General features: G+C 45.8%; 17 protein-coding genes. 6 read left to right on the forward strand and 11 right to left on the reverse strand.

Features of this window, described 5'->3' with window-relative positions:
• Positions 1-64: 64 nt before the first annotated feature.
• Positions 65-1,444, forward strand: a complete 1,380-nt coding sequence (gene cysS, locus A6E01_RS05330; protein ID WP_065209742.1) for a cysteine--tRNA ligase — start codon at positions 65-67, stop codon at positions 1,442-1,444.
• Positions 1,445-1,525: 81 nt separating this feature from the next.
• On the forward strand, positions 1,526-2,104 hold the full coding sequence (locus A6E01_RS05335; RefSeq protein ID WP_017030317.1) for a thymidine kinase: 579 nt from the start codon (positions 1,526-1,528) through the stop codon (positions 2,102-2,104).
• Positions 2,105-2,233: 129 nt separating this feature from the next.
• Here A6E01_RS05335 and A6E01_RS05340 read toward each other — a convergent pair whose 3' ends face one another.
• The 4 genes from A6E01_RS05340 to cmoB form a co-directional block, all read right to left on the reverse strand.
• On the reverse strand, positions 2,234-3,211 hold the full coding sequence (locus A6E01_RS05340; protein WP_026012684.1) for an alpha-L-glutamate ligase-like protein: 978 nt from the start codon (positions 3,209-3,211) through the stop codon (positions 2,234-2,236).
• 4 nt (positions 3,212-3,215) lie between these two features.
• Positions 3,216-4,721: an inactive transglutaminase family protein gene (locus A6E01_RS05345; RefSeq protein WP_065209743.1), complete on the reverse strand. Its 1,506-nt coding sequence runs from the start codon at positions 4,719-4,721 to the stop codon at positions 3,216-3,218.
• A 32-nt stretch (positions 4,722-4,753) separates the two neighbouring features.
• Positions 4,754-5,506: an ATP-dependent zinc protease family protein gene (locus A6E01_RS05350; RefSeq protein WP_026026295.1), complete on the reverse strand. Its 753-nt coding sequence runs from the start codon at positions 5,504-5,506 to the stop codon at positions 4,754-4,756.
• 176 nt (positions 5,507-5,682) lie between these two features.
• On the reverse strand, positions 5,683-6,657 hold the full coding sequence (cmoB, locus tag A6E01_RS05355) for a tRNA 5-methoxyuridine(34)/uridine 5-oxyacetic acid(34) synthase CmoB (protein WP_017030313.1): 975 nt from the start codon (positions 6,655-6,657) through the stop codon (positions 5,683-5,685).
• Positions 6,658-6,994: 337 nt separating this feature from the next.
• Here cmoB and A6E01_RS05360 point away from each other — a divergent pair, with 337 nt between their 5' ends.
• The gene (locus A6E01_RS05360; RefSeq protein WP_017030312.1) at positions 6,995-7,900 is read left to right on the forward strand and encodes a manganese-dependent inorganic pyrophosphatase; all 906 of its coding nucleotides are present in this window, start codon (positions 6,995-6,997) and stop codon (positions 7,898-7,900) included.
• An 86-nt stretch (positions 7,901-7,986) separates the two neighbouring features.
• Here A6E01_RS05360 and A6E01_RS05365 read toward each other — a convergent pair whose 3' ends face one another.
• From A6E01_RS05365 to pspF, 6 genes are all read right to left on the reverse strand, one after another.
• A complete protein-coding gene (locus A6E01_RS05365; RefSeq protein ID WP_017030311.1) occupies positions 7,987-8,775 on the reverse strand; it encodes a peptide ABC transporter ATP-binding protein in 789 nt (262 codons plus the stop codon).
• A complete protein-coding gene (locus tag A6E01_RS05370) occupies positions 8,772-9,773 on the reverse strand; it encodes a peptide ABC transporter ATP-binding protein (RefSeq protein ID WP_017030310.1) in 1,002 nt (333 codons plus the stop codon). The genes A6E01_RS05365 and A6E01_RS05370 overlap by 4 nt, the downstream gene beginning before the upstream one ends.
• The gene (locus tag A6E01_RS05375) at positions 9,773-10,660 is read right to left on the reverse strand and encodes an ABC transporter permease subunit (RefSeq protein WP_017030309.1); all 888 of its coding nucleotides are present in this window, start codon (positions 10,658-10,660) and stop codon (positions 9,773-9,775) included. Before A6E01_RS05375 ends, A6E01_RS05370 begins: the two co-directional genes overlap by 1 nt.
• On the reverse strand, positions 10,647-11,609 hold the full coding sequence (locus tag A6E01_RS05380; RefSeq protein WP_017030308.1) for an ABC transporter permease: 963 nt from the start codon (positions 11,607-11,609) through the stop codon (positions 10,647-10,649). The genes A6E01_RS05375 and A6E01_RS05380 overlap by 14 nt, the downstream gene beginning before the upstream one ends.
• Complete coding sequence (locus A6E01_RS05385) at positions 11,609-13,240, reverse strand: ABC transporter substrate-binding protein (protein WP_065209744.1); 1,632 nt, start codon at positions 13,238-13,240, stop codon at positions 11,609-11,611. The genes A6E01_RS05380 and A6E01_RS05385 overlap by 1 nt, the downstream gene beginning before the upstream one ends.
• Before the next feature lie 89 nt (positions 13,241-13,329).
• Positions 13,330-14,319, reverse strand: a complete 990-nt coding sequence (gene pspF, locus A6E01_RS05390; RefSeq protein WP_065209745.1) for a phage shock protein operon transcriptional activator — start codon at positions 14,317-14,319, stop codon at positions 13,330-13,332.
• 276 nt (positions 14,320-14,595) lie between these two features.
• On the opposite strand from pspF, the gene pspA reads away from it, so the two are divergent.
• The 3 genes from pspA to pspC are packed head-to-tail and all read left to right on the forward strand — an operon-like array spanning position 14,596 to position 15,881.
• A complete protein-coding gene (pspA, locus tag A6E01_RS05395) occupies positions 14,596-15,261 on the forward strand; it encodes a phage shock protein PspA (protein WP_017030305.1) in 666 nt (221 codons plus the stop codon).
• 9 nt (positions 15,262-15,270) lie between these two features.
• A complete protein-coding gene (pspB, locus tag A6E01_RS05400) occupies positions 15,271-15,501 on the forward strand; it encodes an envelope stress response membrane protein PspB (RefSeq protein ID WP_017030826.1) in 231 nt (76 codons plus the stop codon).
• Entirely contained in the window at positions 15,498-15,881 is a 384-nt protein-coding gene (gene pspC / locus A6E01_RS05405) for an envelope stress response membrane protein PspC (protein ID WP_017030303.1), read from the forward strand. The genes pspB and pspC overlap by 4 nt, the downstream gene beginning before the upstream one ends.
• Positions 15,882-15,947: 66 nt before the next feature.
• Here the strand turns inward: pspC and A6E01_RS05410 are convergent, their stop codons facing one another.
• The gene (locus tag A6E01_RS05410; protein WP_017030824.1) at positions 15,948-16,622 is read right to left on the reverse strand and encodes a hypothetical protein; all 675 of its coding nucleotides are present in this window, start codon (positions 16,620-16,622) and stop codon (positions 15,948-15,950) included.
• Positions 16,623-16,852 lie beyond the last annotated feature (230 nt).

Genomic DNA, 16,852 nt, shown 5'->3' on the forward strand with positions numbered 1-16,852 from the left:
CTTAACGGGTTATGTGTTGGTATACTAACCGCATTATTGCCACCAAGAAGTAAAAGCAGAAGAAATGCTCAAGATATACAATACACTGACGCGTCAAAAAGAAGAATTCAAACCTATCACTGCCGGTAAAATAGGCATGTATGTCTGTGGAGTGACCATCTATGACTTGTGTCATATTGGACATGGTCGCACTTTTGTTTCTTTTGACGTAGTGTCTCGTTACCTTAGGTATCTTGGTTACGACTTGAACTTTGTACGCAACATTACCGATATTGATGACAAGATCATCAAGCGCGCGGCAGAAAATGGTGAAAGCTGTGAGTCTTTGACTGAGCGCCTTATTGCTGAAATGCATGCTGATTTTGATGCACTCAACATGAAACGCCCTGACGTTGAACCTCGCGCAACAGAATTCATTGATGAGATCATAGTTCTAGTTGAGAAGCTTATCGAGCGTGGCTTTGCTTATGTTGCAAGTAATGGCGATGTGATGTTCGAAGTCAGCAAATTCGACGAATACGGTCGACTGTCAAAGCAAGACTTAGAGCAGCTTCAAGCTGGTGCTCGTGTCGATGTAGAAACAGCGAAACGCAGCCCTCTGGACTTTGTTCTTTGGAAGATGTCAAAACCTGGTGAACCAACATGGGAATCTCCATGGGGCGCTGGTCGTCCGGGTTGGCACATTGAGTGTTCTGCAATGAACTCATCGATTCTAGGCAACCACTTTGATATTCACGGTGGTGGTTCGGATCTACAATTCCCTCACCACGAAAATGAGATTGCACAATCTTGCTGTGCCCACGGCACCCAGTATGTAAATACTTGGATGCACAGCGGTATGGTTATGGTTGATCAAGAGAAAATGTCTAAGTCTTTGGGCAACTTCTTTACTATCCGTGACGTGTTAGGTCATTACGACTCGGAGACGGTTCGTTACTTCCTCATGTCGGGCCACTACCGTAGCCAGCTAAACTACAGTGAAGATAACCTGAATCAAGCTCGAGCGTCTCTTGAGCGTCTGTACACGGCACTTCGTGGTCTAGACGCTACCGCGACACCGGCTGGTGGTGAAGACTACGTGTCTCGCTTTACCGCTGCAATGAATGACGACTTTAATACCCCTGAAGCATACGCAGTGCTATTTGATATGGCGCGTGAAGTGAACCGTCTGAAGGGTGCTGAGCTAGAAAAAGCAAGTCAACTGGGCGCGCTAATGCGTGAACTAGCGGATGTGATTGGTATTCTTTACCAAGACCCTGAAGCCTTCTTGCAAGGTGATCAAGAAGACGACGAAGTGGCTGAGATTGAAGCTCTGATTAAGCTTCGCAATGACTCTCGTGCTTCTAAAGATTGGGCAAATGCCGACCTTGCTCGCGACAAGCTCAATGAACTGGGTATTGTCTTAGAAGATGGTCCTCAAGGTACCACTTGGCGTCGCAAGTAATTCTTAACCTTTGAATAATAAGGGCTGATATTTATCGGCCCTTTTCTTTATGTAACCTAGAACGATAATAAAGGCTTTAACGTGGCTCAGATGTACTTCTATTACTCAGCGATGAATGCGGGTAAATCCACCACACTTCTACAATCCTCTTTTAACTATCAAGAAAGAGGGATGAACCCACTTATTTTTACCGCAGCACTTGATGATCGCTATGGTGAAGGGAAGGTAACTTCTCGAATTGGCCTTCAGGCTGATGCGCACCTTTTTCACAAAGACACTGATTTATTCAAGAAAATGAGCGAGCTCAATGAAGAAACGCAGCACCACTGTGTACTAGTGGATGAATGCCAGTTCTTATCAAAAGAGCAGGTATACCAACTGACGGAAATCGTCGATAAGTTGCACATCCCAGTATTGTGCTACGGCTTGCGTACCGACTTCTTGGGCGAGTTATTTGAAGGCAGCCTTCACTTGTTAGCGTGGGCGGACAAGCTAGTTGAGCTAAAAACCATCTGCCACTGCGGTCGCAAAGCCAACATGGTGATCCGAACCGATGAGCATGGTAACCCTATCGCAGAAGGGGACCAGGTGGCTATTGGCGGTAATGATAAATATGTGTCGGTATGTCGCGTACATTATAAAGAAGCGTTGGGAAGGTAGGAATAAGGTTAAGAGCGGTCCTGTGTTCTTGGTCCTAGGAGGCTAGAACCCAGGGCCTAGGACCTACCTAAAACAAAGCCCTCATCACTTTTACAGTCATGAGGGCTTTGTTATTTCTATCGATAGAGACTACTTTTTCACGTTATCCAAATGCGCGGCAAATTGCTTAGCGGCGTAGGCTACGCGTTCTGCGGGTCTTGGATACTCAGCGGTTTCACCGAGGTTTTCAACATGTTTCAACCTAGGAAGTAGGCCTGTGCCGTTAGCGATCTGAATCGCTAAACCCGGGCGGGCGTTAAGCTCTAACACCATAGGGCCTTCTTCACTATCAAGTACCATGTCGGTACCCATGTAACCTAGGCCTGTCATTTCCCAAGCGCTTGAGGCCAAGACCAGTAAACGCTCCCAGTGAGGAACCTGCAGCTGCATTAGGTCTTTACCTGTGTCAGGGTGGTGGGTTACGGGTAAATCGTATTGAACAGCGCGCACGGCTTTGCCTGTCGCTATGTCAATACCCACGCCCACAGCACCTTGGTGCAAGTTAGCCTTTCCGTCAGAGTTAGACGTTGACAGACGCATCATCGCCATAACAGGGTAGCCTTTGAATACGATGATACGTACATCGGGCACACCCTCGTAGCTGTAACCCTCGAAGCAGCTGTCGAACTTAATCAAGTTCTCTACAACGGCAACGTCGTTCTTACCGCCCAAGGAAAACAGACCCGCCAGTGTGTTACTGATATGGCGTTCAACATCTTGCTCGTTAACGGTATCGCCAGACGGCTTGGTATAAACGCCGTCTTTGTGCGAAATGATGACCAAGATTCCTTTACCACCACTGCCTTGAGCAGGTTTGATACAGAATCCAGGCCATTCCTTAACCATTTTATGGATACGCTTTACTTCAGCTTGCTGACCGATGACGCCAATGAGCGCCGGCGTTGTTGCGCCGTGAAGCTCTGCAATCTTTTTGGTCTTTAGCTTGTCATCCACAAGAGGGAATTTACTACGGTCATTGTACTTACCAATGTAACTGTGGTTACGTTGGTTCATGCCCATAATTCCCTTTGAGCGAATCTTAAATGGCGAAGTAAACTGACTCAACATAGGCTTAGTCCTCCGCCAGTGGCTTGAAGCGACGTAGCTCGGTTAAGCGGTATCCAGTGTAGTTACCTAGCATTAGAATCAGTGCCAGGATAATTAGCTGCATGCCGATAAAGTTGAAGGTCAGGTGTTGGATGTACATGTTAGTCATTGCTAAGTAAACCAGTACAGCCGTTAGTAGTGAACCACCACCTTGCAGAACCACTTCTTTCGCGCCTTCCTCTTCCCAAAGAATCGACATACGTTCGATAGTCCAAGATAGGATGATCATAGGGAAGAAGGTGATAGACAGACCTTCTACCAAGCCGATATTAAAGGCAACAATAGTGAAGACTGAAATAATTAAGATTACGGTGATGATGACCGCGGATATCCTGGCCACCAGTAGCAAGTTGAGCTTGGAGAGATAACTACGTATCACCAAACCTGTACCGACTATGAGTAGGAAACCGACAATACCTGTCACTAGCTGTGTTTGCACAAAGGCAACCGCAATAAGCACTGGCATGAAGGTACCGGAAGTCTTAAGACCGATGATAATTCGCAAGAACACCACGATGAGCGCACCGATAGGAATCAGCATGATGGTTTTAAACATCGACTGCTCTTCTAGAGGTAGGCTGTGAATGGAGAAGTTGAGTAGGTCATCAGCATTTACCTTGCTTGCGGTTGCAGCGCGAGGCGTAATGTCTTGAGCAATCATAGAGAACAGCACCTGACTGTTTCTACCACCGGTAACGTCAAGAAGTGACACATTCGACTCATCCCAGATAAGCGTGTTTTCACTCTTACCTTGAGTACCTGTCTCAGCGTCAAATAACAACCATTCCTTGCCGTCCCATACCTGGACCATAGGATTGATTGACTGACGGCGACGACCATCTTCCAACTGAATAACACCTACAGTTTTACTCGGTACTTCAGCGTAAGCGAGTAGGGCAGAAAGCGCTTCTTGCTTGGTAAACTGATTGAGCAGTAGGGCAGCGTTCTGGCTGTTGCTATCGTTCAGCTTGCGGATGATCTCGCGAGTTAACGTTTCATCGTTAGCGCTTCGCTTGGTCGCTTCTTCCACAATGGCTTGAGCCGCTGCTTCTTGAGGGCCATCAAAGGTTGGCGCTTCAATGCCACCTTCAGGTGGAATTGATTCTACCTTGGCCTGCGGGTCGACAAGGAATTGAGCCTTGTAGTAGATAGTTTGTGGTCCCTCGGCATAGCGGATAGTCCATTCCGCTCGTCGACCAATATCAGAATTTACATAAGCTACGCCATAACCCGGCGATGATGCAGATTCGTCAATTAGTGTGTAGCCGTTTTGAGTCCCTGGTGCTGCAAGAGAAACCGTCACCGGTTCACCTTGTGCAACAAGCTCAACGCGAGCTTCAATATCCCAAAGCTCTCGGCTTTCACCCGGTGTCCAAGGTACCCCGTAGGAGTCATGGCGCTGTATAGATAATGCGGCGCCAGCAACTATGAGCAGGGCAATAAAAATATAAAAAGGCACTCGTGAAGTCATAACAATCCTTATTATTGAGGCGACCTAATTTGTCACTGCTGTTTTTCTGTTTGAATAAATTCTTTACTTACATCTACTAGGGCAATGTCCTTGATGAACTCTCTGCCTAATAGTACCGGGTGGGTCATGTGAGAGCGGTCAGCCAGAGTGAACTGTGCTTTTTCTCTTACGTCACCTAAGTTAATCCACAGTTCAATAACTGCACGTCGATGCGTTTTAGTTGTATTAGATTGACGAACCTTCGCATAACGAATGAGCGGAGCTTCAATCCATGTTGGTTCAGCATCTTCGGCTTTATCAGTGGATAAGTTAAATTTAACCCATGTGTTGCCGTTTCGTTCAAATTCTTGAATATTAATTGCATTAAGTGACGATGTTGCGGCACCTGTATCAATTCTTGCTTCAAACGTTTGATTTATCTGTTCAAATTTGACTGTTTCAATTGAACCTAAAACAACCAAATCGCCATTGGACACAGGTGCCTTTGGCTTAGGTTGTTGTTCTTCTTGCTTAGGAGCAAGTAACACTCGAGCATTTTGCTTAGCTAGGTTATCAACTCGATTCGACATGATAGCTAGCTGGCCTTCTAAACTCTCAATATAGTCATTTTGATTATCAATTGAAAGCTGTAGGTTACTGATCTGATTAGATAAATTATCTTCAGACGATTTGACTGCTTGCATAGATTCCGTTCTATATTGTCTCGTTTCTTCCTGTGTTGCTTGAGACGTAGCACATCCGGATAAAAGTACCGCTCCGGATAAGGCGACAATATGCTTGAGCATCTTAGACCTATTATCATTTGTACTTAGCTCGAGAATCCGATTCAACTAGTCAGATTCGTAATGCTAAGTGTAGAACACATATTCTATATTTTCGGTAGTTCAATAAAAAACATTGATAATTTTCAATGTTTTAACTGATGTTCATTTAGTGAACAAACGGACATCAGTGAATCCAATTAACTCGGATTTTTTGCAACCAGTATGGCTCTGCGAGGAGCAGGGTAGCCTTCGACAGTTTTACTTGGGTCTTCTGGATCAAGGTACTCAGGTAGTGAGTTGTGCTTCATCCATTCCGTTGATCTTTGTTCGCCTACCGAAGTCGTGTTTTCGTCGACAATTCTTACATCAACCAATCCGCATTTTTCCATCCACACCTTAAGCGCTTTTGCCGAAGGGAAGAAGTACACATTGCGCATCTGAGCGTAACGATCAGCAGGTACTAGCACCGCATTCTCATCACCTTCAATCACTAAGGTCTCTAAGATCAATTCGCCACCGGGCAGAAGTTGATTTTTCAACTGTAGAATATGGTCAAGAGGAGAACGTCTATGGTAGAGCACGCCCATACTGAAGACTGTATCGAAGGCTCTTAGTTCAGGTAGTTGTTCAATTCCAAGTGGAAGAAGGTGAATTCGCTGGTCATTGTTCATCAACTTACGCACAGCTTCAAACTGCACAAGGAAAAGATGTGATGGATCTATCCCTACGCACATTCTTGCACCCGCTCCCAGCATTCGCCACATGTGGTAACCATTGCCACAGCCTACATCCAACACAGAACGGTTTTTCAAAGGGGAGATGTGCGGAAGTAAACGATCCCATTTCCAGTCTGATCGCCATTCGGTATCAATGTGGATATCGTGCAGGGTAAATGGACCTTTACGCCATGGGTGGAACGTTTTTAGCAGGCTTTCTAGTTTCTTCTTTTCACCATCAATGAGGGGGTGAGAATTAGAAACACTGACCTCGTACTGCAATTCGATGTTATCCGGCGTGAGCGCAGGTATCTTATTGAGAGCTCGTAACCAGCGGTCAAAATCACCGTGCTCGGCGCTTTGCCAGTCAGCAAGCTGTTTAGGTAGGGTCTCTAGCCACGGCTGCAGGCGCGTGTCTTGAGCGATTAATTGATAAAAATTGGCAAAATTAAACATGCAATTCAACTTGTTACTGAACATTGATTTGAGCGTGCGAAACGATACACTGCATCAATTGAAATTGATAGTTTTTATCCGGCATTCGTGTCAAATCTAGGTTAAATGACGGTTGTTTGTGCCCTTGTTAACAGCCATTGAAAATTGCTTAGAGCGGATGTTGAGTAAAGCCCTTAAAACGCGCAAGGTTTTCACATAGCACTAACGCACTCTCAAGCTAGGCAGATAACGGTTTAACCCAAGTAGATAACTAGAAACTTGAAACTGATTGGGTATAATGTTCGCACTATAACGTCTAATAGTAGACGTAACATTGGATAACATTATAGGAACAGTGATGATTTTAGTTGTTGGTCATAAAAACCCAGATAGCGATAGTATTTGTTCAGCTTTAGCTGCTACTGAACTTCTTAAGGCTCGTGGCCTAGACGCTAAGCCAATTCGTCAAGGAGAGATTAACCGCGAGACTCAGCACATTCTTAATGTAGCGGGTCTAGAGCAACCAGAATTTCGCGATTCAGTTGCGGGTGAAAAAGTTTGGCTAGTTGACTACAGTGACCTAGCTCAAGCACCTGATGACGTGAACGAAGCAGAAATCGTAGGTATCGTTGATCACCACCGTTTGGGTGATGTGATGACAATCAACCCACTTGAAGCGTGGATCTGGCCTGTAGGCTGTTCTTGTACAGTTCTTTTCAACATGTTCAAGATTGAGGGTGCAGAGATTGCTCCAGCAATCGCTAAGCTAATGATGTCAGCTATCCTATCTGACACAGTAGGTTTCGCTTCTCCAACATGTACTCAAAAAGATAAAGATGCAGTACAAGAGCTAGCTCAAATTGCGGGTGTTGACGACATTGATGCATTCATTAAAGCACTTCTGATTGCTAAGACAGACATCGAAGGCCTATCGCCAGCACAACTGGTAGAAAAAGACCTTAAAGCATACCCATTCAATGGTCGTGATGTTGTTGTGGGTCAGATTGAGCTTGCAACCCTTGAGCAAGTTGATGGTCAAATCGAAGCGCTTGAGCAAGACCTTGTGCGTCGCTGTGACGAACAAGGCCTAGCGTTTGCAGCTGTTATGCTAACAGACATCACTTCAGCAACCACTCGTCTTCTTTACAAAGGTGAGTGGGCTGAGAAGCTAGACAAGCACGCGGATAATGGCGTTCTTATGATGGAAAATACGCTAAGCCGTAAGAAACAAGGCTGGCCTTGGCTACAAGCTGAGCTAGTATAAGCTACGCGTTATAGCAAAATAGTAAGGGCAGGGTGAGTGATCATCCTGCCCTTTTTTTATTGTGGGTTCTAAGTCAACGCTCAATGTTACTTAGAGTAATTTGGCGCCTTATAAAAGTGGTTATCAACTAGCTTCTGGGTAATGGCGTGTTGGGGATCAGATAATACCTTTTGCGTATCACCCGCTTCCACCACTTCACCGTGAGACATCACCATTACTTTATCTGAGATGTGCTTAACGATACCAATTTGCTGAGATACATAGATAAACGACAAGCCCATTTCATCTTGCAGTTCTAGCAAGAGGTTAATGATCTGCGATCTCATTGCCATATCTAGACCATTTAGCGCTTCATCAGCAATGATGATCGAAGGCTGAAGTATTAGAGCCCTTGCAATACAGACCCTCTGTTTTTGTCCAGCAGCCAACATTTGCGGGTAGAAATACGCATGCTCAGGCAGCAAACCCACACGTCTTAGCGTTTCAATTACGCGTCGCTTGCGTGCCTCTGGTGGCATGGCGGTGTTTCTTTTTAGCGGACCTTCTAGGATTCGACCAATCTGAATGCGTGGATTCAAGGAGGAGTTGGGGTCTTGGAAGATCACGCGTATTAATTTACAACGAGTTGCATAGTCTTTGTGTTCTAGCTTTTCGCCGTTAACAAAGATCTCTCCTGAACTTGGCTCTATTACTCCCGCTAGCATCTTAGCTAACGTAGACTTGCCAGAAGAGTTTTGTCCTATTAATGCCAATGTCTGACCGGGTTCTAGAGTAAAACTGACTGGCTTTACCGCATCAAAGTACTGCTTTCTAAATAGCCCATAGCGGTTGACGAAGGTTTTACTTAGGTCCTTAACCTCTAGTAACGAGCTCATTCACTCACCTTAGCTTTGGTGTTGAGAGGGAAATGACAATTGTACTTATGGCCTTTTTCTTTTTTAGAGTAGGGCGCCTTTACGCATTTGTGTTGTGCATAGGGACAACGCGGCCCTAATCGACAACCGATCGGCAAGTGCTGAAGCGGCGGGATGCTTCCCGGCAGAGATTGCAATTTCTGTTTATGCGGAAGCCAACCACTAAAGTCAGGCAGGGCTTCAAGAAGTGCTTGAGTGTAGGGGTGTTTTGGCGCCGCCATCAACTTATCTGTTGGCGCAGACTCAACACTTTGCCCGCAATACATTACGGTGATCTTCTTAGCCCATTGAGTAATGGCTGCAAGGTCGTGTCCGATAAGCAAAATTGTGGTGTTGTTTACCTGATTCATTCTACTCAGTAGTCGCAAAATTTGCGTCTGCGTTATGGGGTCAAGGTCGTTGGTAGGCTCATCAGCAATCAAGATCTTTGGCTTGGCGGCAATCGCCATCGCAATCATTACCTTCTGGCACTCACCGTCAGTGAGTTCATAGGGATAGCTGCGCATAATGCGGGTGTGCTCTTTAATACCCACTTTATGCAGCAGTGCAATGGAGGTTTTCTTACGCCAGCCCCAACGTTGCCACCATTTGCCTTCAAAAGTTCTAGAGGGGATAGACTCGGCAAGTTGGCGACCTACGCGCTCACTGGGATCCAAGCAGGTGGAGGGCTCTTGGAAAATCATCGCAATCTCTCGCGCGATAACCTTTCGTCGCTCTTTTGGCTTGAGCGCCAAAAGGTCAACGTCACCGAGGCGCATTCGGTCTGCGGTGATCTTCCAGTTTTCTTTTTCCAGCCCAACAATGGCCTTTGCAAGCAGGCTCTTACCTGAGCCCGATTCGCCTACTAACCCTCGGATTTCGCCTTCATTGATGGTTAAGCTCATGCGGTCAACTGCTTTAACCATTCCCTGAGGGGTATCAATCTCTATAGTGACGTGTCTAAAATCCAATACAGGCATTACTCAACTCCTGCATTAAGGGCGTCACGAACCCCTTCACCAACGAGGTTAATGGTGATTACGCTATACATGATGGCAAGTCCCGGAAGGACCACTGTCCACGGAGCCAGATAGATAAGTTCAACGGAATCTCCCAAGATAGCTCCCCATTCTGGACTTGGTGCTTGAGCGCCAAGGCCAAGAAAACCGAGAGCGGTAATGTCGAGTAGCGCGATGGTTAAAGCAAAGGTAAATTCTGCCGCAATAGGCGCTAGTACGTTCGGTAATATGGAGACAGTGAGTAGGTACCACTTGTCAGCGCCATCAAGTTTGGCTGACATGATGTAGTCTTTCTCAACCTCCGCATGAATGGTTTGGTAGACACTGCGAATAAATCGAGGGATCAAGGCAAGGCAAATGGCCATCATTATCGATGTCATACCCGTGCCTAGAAACGCCACAAAGATAAGCGCAAGTAGCAACGAAGGAATCGACATTACCGTATCGAGCAGGTGATTCAGAATACTCGATAGTAAGCCCTTAGTCATACCCGCTAGCGCGCCAATAATACAACCAATAAACGCGGCAATTAAGGTAATGAAAATGGCTGAACCAATGGTGATCTGCGAGCCACTTAGCAGGCGCGACAGTATGTCACGGCCTAAGTCGTCTGTTCCCAAGAAATAATCGATACTGCCTTCTTTAGCCCACGAGGGTGGCTGCAGCAGTACTGAAGATTGTGCAAGGGGATCATGCGGTGCAATCAACTGAGAAATCAGGGTGATAAATAGAATCACACCGAGATTCCATAGCCCAAACATCGCTAGGTTGTTGCTACGAAAATGGCGCCAAAAGCGTTCGCGTTGAGTGGGTATACTCTCTTCGAGGTAGACACTAGTATTTAGCATACCATTCCTTCCTTGCTAATGGATTAATCAGCGTACCGACCAACTCTGACAGGATCTGCGTTGCCAATACAAAAGTAGCCACCACCATGACTCCTGCTTGAATAGAAACGTAATCACGGTTGCTCACTGCATCAAGCAGCCAACGCCCAATTCCCGGCCAGTTAAAGATAGACTCGGTAATGATGGCGAATGTAAGCATACTCGAGAGTTGTACGCCGATAAGTGGGATGATTGGCGGAATAGCGTTACGTAACACGTGCTCAAAAATGATCTCAACCTTTGAAAGGCCTTTAATTTTGGCTACGCGAATGTAGTTTTTACCCATCACATCCGCCACGGAAGCGCGCATCAGTCTTATGAAGTGTGTGGTAGGCGCGAGTGCCAATACTAAAGCTGGCAAGATCAGGTGCATCACAACACTAGTAAAGGCTTCTTCTCGGTTAGGGCTATCACTGAGCCATGCGTCTATCATCGCAAAGCCTGTGATATGTGGGATATCGTACAGCAGGTTGTAGCGACCTGAGATAGGCAACCACTCCAGACGCAGAGAGAATAGCATCACCAATAACAAGGCAACCCAAAACAACGGGGCAGAGTATCCCGCCATAGAAAAGAACGAGATTAATCGATCTGCCCATTTATTCTGGCGCATTCCTGCAAGCGTGCCTAAGGGAAGGCCGATGCACAGCGCGAGAATAAAGGCAAAGAAACACAGCTCAAGCGTTGCGGTAAATACCACCTTAACTTCGTCAAAAACGGGTGTACCTTGAGCGGTTGAGCCAAAGTCTAGCTGGCTGATTTCATGAAGGTACAGTGTCCATCCCTGCCAAAAGTCAGAAATAGCCCAAGGTGAAGTTGGGTCTAAACGAAGGATGCTGTAACCCACTAGGGTTAAGATCATCAGGGTAATGACGAATAGATTGAAACGTCGAATGGCATATATAAACACTACTTGCTCCTCTCAACGTTTTCAAAGCTTAGGGTATTAAATGGGCTCGCATCAAATCCTTTTAGAGACTTATGCTTAGCCTGAAATTGCATGCCATGAGCGATAGGGATAATAGGCACTTCTTCGTTGAGCAAATTTTGTGCTTGGCGATATAAGTTAAAGCGATGACGCTTTTGCGTGGTTTCTTTAGCGATATCAATCAAGGCATCAAAGTCTGGATTACACCAAGAAGCAATGTTCAGGCCCGCTCTGTCTGCGCCGCAAGAGAGCAATGGACGAAAGAAGTTATCTGGATCACTGGTATCGGCATTCCAGCCCGTTAAGATCATGTCGGCTTCTGCGACACTTTGGAAGGTTGAGCGTGATAAACGTTCATCAAGAAAGATGTTGAGCTTTACCCCAATATCGGCAAAGTTTGACTGCAGAAGTTCTGCGACTTTTCTCGGGCTTGGGTTATAGGCTGTGGGCTCTAGCGCGACCCACAAAGACAGCTCCAGTCCCGTGCCATAACCCGCTTCACGAATCAGCGCCCTCGCATAATTGCGGTCGTAGCGTACCTGGCTAGAGTCTTTTTGATAAGCCCACGATTCGGGCGGCAATATCGAATAAGCCGATGTGCCATATCCGTAGTAGACCGAGTCGATAATCGCGTCACGGTTAATGGCTAGGTTTAGCGCCTTTCGCACTCGGGCATCGTTAAGGGCAGGGTTTAGCGTGCGAAGCGCTATAAAGGCGACATTCATGCTTGGGTATGCCTGCAACACCAAATCAGGATGTGCTTGAATGGTTGGGATCTGGCTGGAACGAGGCGAGAATAAAACGTCACACTCACTGCGTAAAAGCTTTGCTAAGGTGCCTGTACCACGGGAGGTGATATCGAGTACAACTTGCTCCATTTTAGCTGGAGTTCCCCAAAAGTCGGGGTTACGACGCAGACGTATGTAATCATTAACGCTAAATTGGTCTAGATAAAACGGCCCTGTGCCTACAGGAAGCTGATCAAGGTTTTGCTTCTGATCCTTTGCCAGTAACTGATTGGCATATTCAGATGAATGTATGCTCGAGTAAGTCGTGGAAAGGTTGGTTAAGAACGTATTGTCTGGCTTGAAAAGCTCAAACTGAACCGTATGCTCATCAACAGCCTTAACCTCTTTTAAGATGCGCTTGAAGCCAATAGCCTCAAACCAAGGGTAAGTACCACCACTGACATAGTGGAACGGATGGCTGCTATCGATAATTCGCTCAAAGGTAAATACCACGTCTTGTGCGCTGAGCTTACGGGTTGGAGTAAACCAGTCAGTGGTTTGAAAAGAGACGTCAGGGCGCAGTTTAAACTGATAAACAGTGCCTGATTCATCCACAGTCCAACTGGAGGCTAGCATAGGCTCTAGCTCCAAGTCTTTATTGGATAAATGCACTAAGGTATTAAAGATCTGCGGACCTAAGGCTTCTGCAGCAATGTCGTTGTCGACTAATTGAGGGTTAAAAGAACTGGGTGTTCCTTGACCACAAAATATGAATCCATCTTGTTTGATCTGATCGGAGACTTCGATATCACCACAACCGGATACAATGAGGGTGCACATACCCACGAATCCGAGTTGAAGCGTTCTCCAGATATTCGCCTTCATAGACTAAGGCACCACTAATTGTTTCTTTAGAATGATCTGCATAATCTAACACTTATTGCCTTTAAGCTCCATTGGGTTAATCATTGATCCTAAACCATTTTATACTTTCTAAGCATTCCTCTAAATTGGTGATAACTCAATCCTAGCAGACCTGCGGCTTTCTTCTGATTATGTTGTGCTTCTTGTAAGGCCTTATTGAGCAATTCAATATCCTGATCATGCTGCCACTTTTTATAATCAAGGGGTAAAGAGGCGATGGTCACTTCAGCTTTCTGTTCTACGGATACTTTGCCGGTCGGTTCAGTGGTGACATTAGGTTTAGCAAAGGGGTCAAATACCAGTTCTTGGATAGGTGTGTCCGGCTCGGGGTTAAGATAGATGGCTCGTTCGACGACGTTCTTGAGTTCCCTGATATTACCAGGCCAAGTATAGTCCAATAACTGTTGCTGACATTGAGCGCTAAAGCCATTGAATAGCGGCAGTCCCAGTTCTTGGCACATGCGCAAAGCAAAGTGCTCGGCCAGAAGTGGAATATCTTCCAGTCGCTCTTTCAAGCTGGGTAGTAACACCACATCGAAGGCCAGCCTGTCTAATAGATCTGCGCGGAATTTTTGTTGCTCCGCAAGCTCGGGAAGGTCAGCATTGGTGGCACAAATGAGCCTGACATCGGATTGCAGGATGCGACTGCCCCCAACTCGTTCATACTCCCCGTATTCGATAACCCTCAATAACTTCTCTTGCACTGAGAGTGGCGTTGTCGCTAATTCGTCCAAAAATAAACTGCCACTCTCGGCACGCTCAAAGCGGCCTTGGTGTTTGCCTGTTGCCCCAGAAAATGACCCTGCTTCATGACCAAACAGCTCTGAATCAACCACACCTTCACTGAGCGCGGCACAATTTAGACTGATTAGTGGCTTGTCCCACCGCCTAGATAGGTAATGCAGTCGCTGAGCAATTAACTCCTTACCTGTTCCACGGTCGCCAATAATCAATACAGGGCGCTCAATAGGTGCAAGCCTAGAGACTTTATCTAATACAGCAAGAAATGGGCTAGATTGACCGATCAGTGTCTGTTGCATGATATCCCTGTTGGTATTTTTAACCGATTAGTGGTTAATAATTTACTATTCACAGTTAAAGTCAAACGTTTTGCATGTTAGAGATCAAGTGCATATCGCTTACCTTTAATTAAAAGAACAGCGAAGTTCTTCATAACCTATTGTTTATCATAGTTATTGTAACTATCAATTATCAGCGTGAAGCTAACTGTTCAAGTTTGGCATGCAATTTGGATAGTAGCAGGTAGTAGGCGCGAAACACGTCGCCACAAACAATACCGATAAAGGAGAGATAAGATGGGTATTTTTTCTCGTTTTGCTGACATAGTGAACTCAAACATTAACTCGTTGTTGGATAAGGCAGAAGATCCAGAAAAAATGATCCGCCTTATTATCCAAGAAATGGAAGATACCTTAGTGGAGGTGCGCACAAGCTCAGCCAAAGCACTAGCAGAGCGAAAAGAGCTTCAGCGTAGAGTGGCTCAGGTGGAAGAGCAGGTTGAAGACTGGCAACAAAAAGCCTCATTGGCACTAAGCCGTGGCAGAGAAGAGCTCGCTCGTGCAGCGCTAATAGAAAAACAGCGCATCACTAAAGTGATGAAATCTTTGCACACTGAGCAGACCTTGGTTGAAGAAACCATCACTAAGTTGAGTGATGAGGTGGGCAAACTTGAGACCAAGATTAATGAAACTCGAGCTCGCCAATCTGCTCTAGCAATGCGCCAAAATGCCGCCAAAAGTCGCAAGGATGTTCAGCAACATCTGCACAACAGCCGCACCAAAGATACACTGGCTAAGTTTGAGCAATACGAACAAAAGATAGATCGATTGGAAGCCGATGCAGACAGCTATCAAGTCGGTAAAGAGCCGAGTCTTGATGATCAGTTTGCCGAGTTGCAGGCCGATGATGAAATAGAGCAAGAGCTGCAAAAAATGAAGAATTCGATTAATAAAGACCAATAAGGGGGCGAAATGTCTACAGCATTGATCACGGTACCATTGAGTGTTTTCTTAATCTTTGTTGCCCCGTTATGGTTGATTCTGCACTACAGAAGTAAGCGTAAACTAGGGCAGGGTTTGTCTGGCGATGAAAGGGAGCAACTTCAGCAACTGTCATCGAAAGCGGTGCAGATGAAGCAACGCATCGAAACCCTAGAGAAGATCTTGGATGCGGAGTCACCGAGTTGGAGGTCGAATCAATGAGAGGATTATATCGAGACACCCACAATGGGAAGCTGACGGGTGTGTGTGCAGGTATTGCCGCGCGCTTCGGTATTGAAGTCTGGGTAGTACGAATCTTGTTTGTATCGGCAGCTCTACTTGGCGGCGGCTTTGTTATGGTATTAGCGTATTTCGCCGCAAGCTTAATGCTTGAGAAGCAATCACCGCAAATCTTTCAAACTAGGCAGCAGCAATTTGACCATCAAATGAAGCAAAAGCCGTGGCAGTCAGGTAAGGCGCCCAAAGAGCTACTTACTGTGATGGAACAAGATTTCGAAGAAATGGAAACAAGTCTTAGAAAGATGGAGGCGTATGTGACCTCAGATACCAGAAAGACCAATGCCGCTTTTAGAAATTTGTAGTCTTTTTTGAATCAAAAATAAAAACGCCAATCATATGATTGGCGTTTTTATTGAGGCTTAAAGTGATTACTTTTTAGCTAGAGAGAATGCGTCAACGCGGATCTCTGAGGCTTTGCCAATATCGCCAGTGATTGCAGAAGCGTCATCGACTTTTAGTTTTGCAAAGATCGTTGCAGACGTGTTGCCACCCGAGTTAAATTCAACCGCAACTTGACGGAAAGACTTTCTGTCTGCGTGAGGAGCGTTGTTCATACTCGCTACGTGGAATTCTTGTTCTGCTAGTTCTTGACCTGCAGCATCGGTAGCGCCAACAACAACAGACGTTGGTGATGCTCCACCTTTTTTGTCTTCAACGTAAAGAGATAGCACGTAATCTGTGTTTGGTGCCAAGCCATTTACTTGTTGGCTTAGACCTGGCATTGCAGAAAAGTCATCAGATGCACTGATAAAGCGAATACGCACAGAGCCTTCATCTTCAAACGCTGATACCTTCGAGCTACCTACGTCGCCAAGGCCATTGTTTTTGTCTGCGTGTTTCTTCCAAACATCACTTTTACCGCTGTTAGCACGAAACTCTACGATATGTGGATCGGCTACTAGGTTGTCACCTGTACCTGCCGCAACAACCATGCTTGCTTCGTTTGCAGCTGGTGCCGCCATTTCAGTTTTTGCACTATCGCTTGGAGCAGCACAACCTGCCAGTAAACCTGCAATAGCTAGACCTAGATACACTTTTTTCATAATCTTTTTCCCACGTTTTATTGGTGCATTCCTTTATTAGAATGACAAAAGGATACAATAGTATTGTATGACTTAACGTGATTGATTAGACAGTTTTGTAATTCTAGGTTAACGCAATGTTGATCGATAACTCATTTTCAAATTGCTCTTTTCTCCCAGCAGCAGATTGAGCAGATGAAAGGCTAATTTCACGCCAAAAAATCCATTCCACTCGTTTCATATTGTTGATG

It is taken from the genome of Vibrio breoganii, assembly GCF_001677275.1.
GTDB classification, from domain to species: Bacteria; Pseudomonadota; Gammaproteobacteria; order Enterobacterales; family Vibrionaceae; genus Vibrio; species Vibrio breoganii.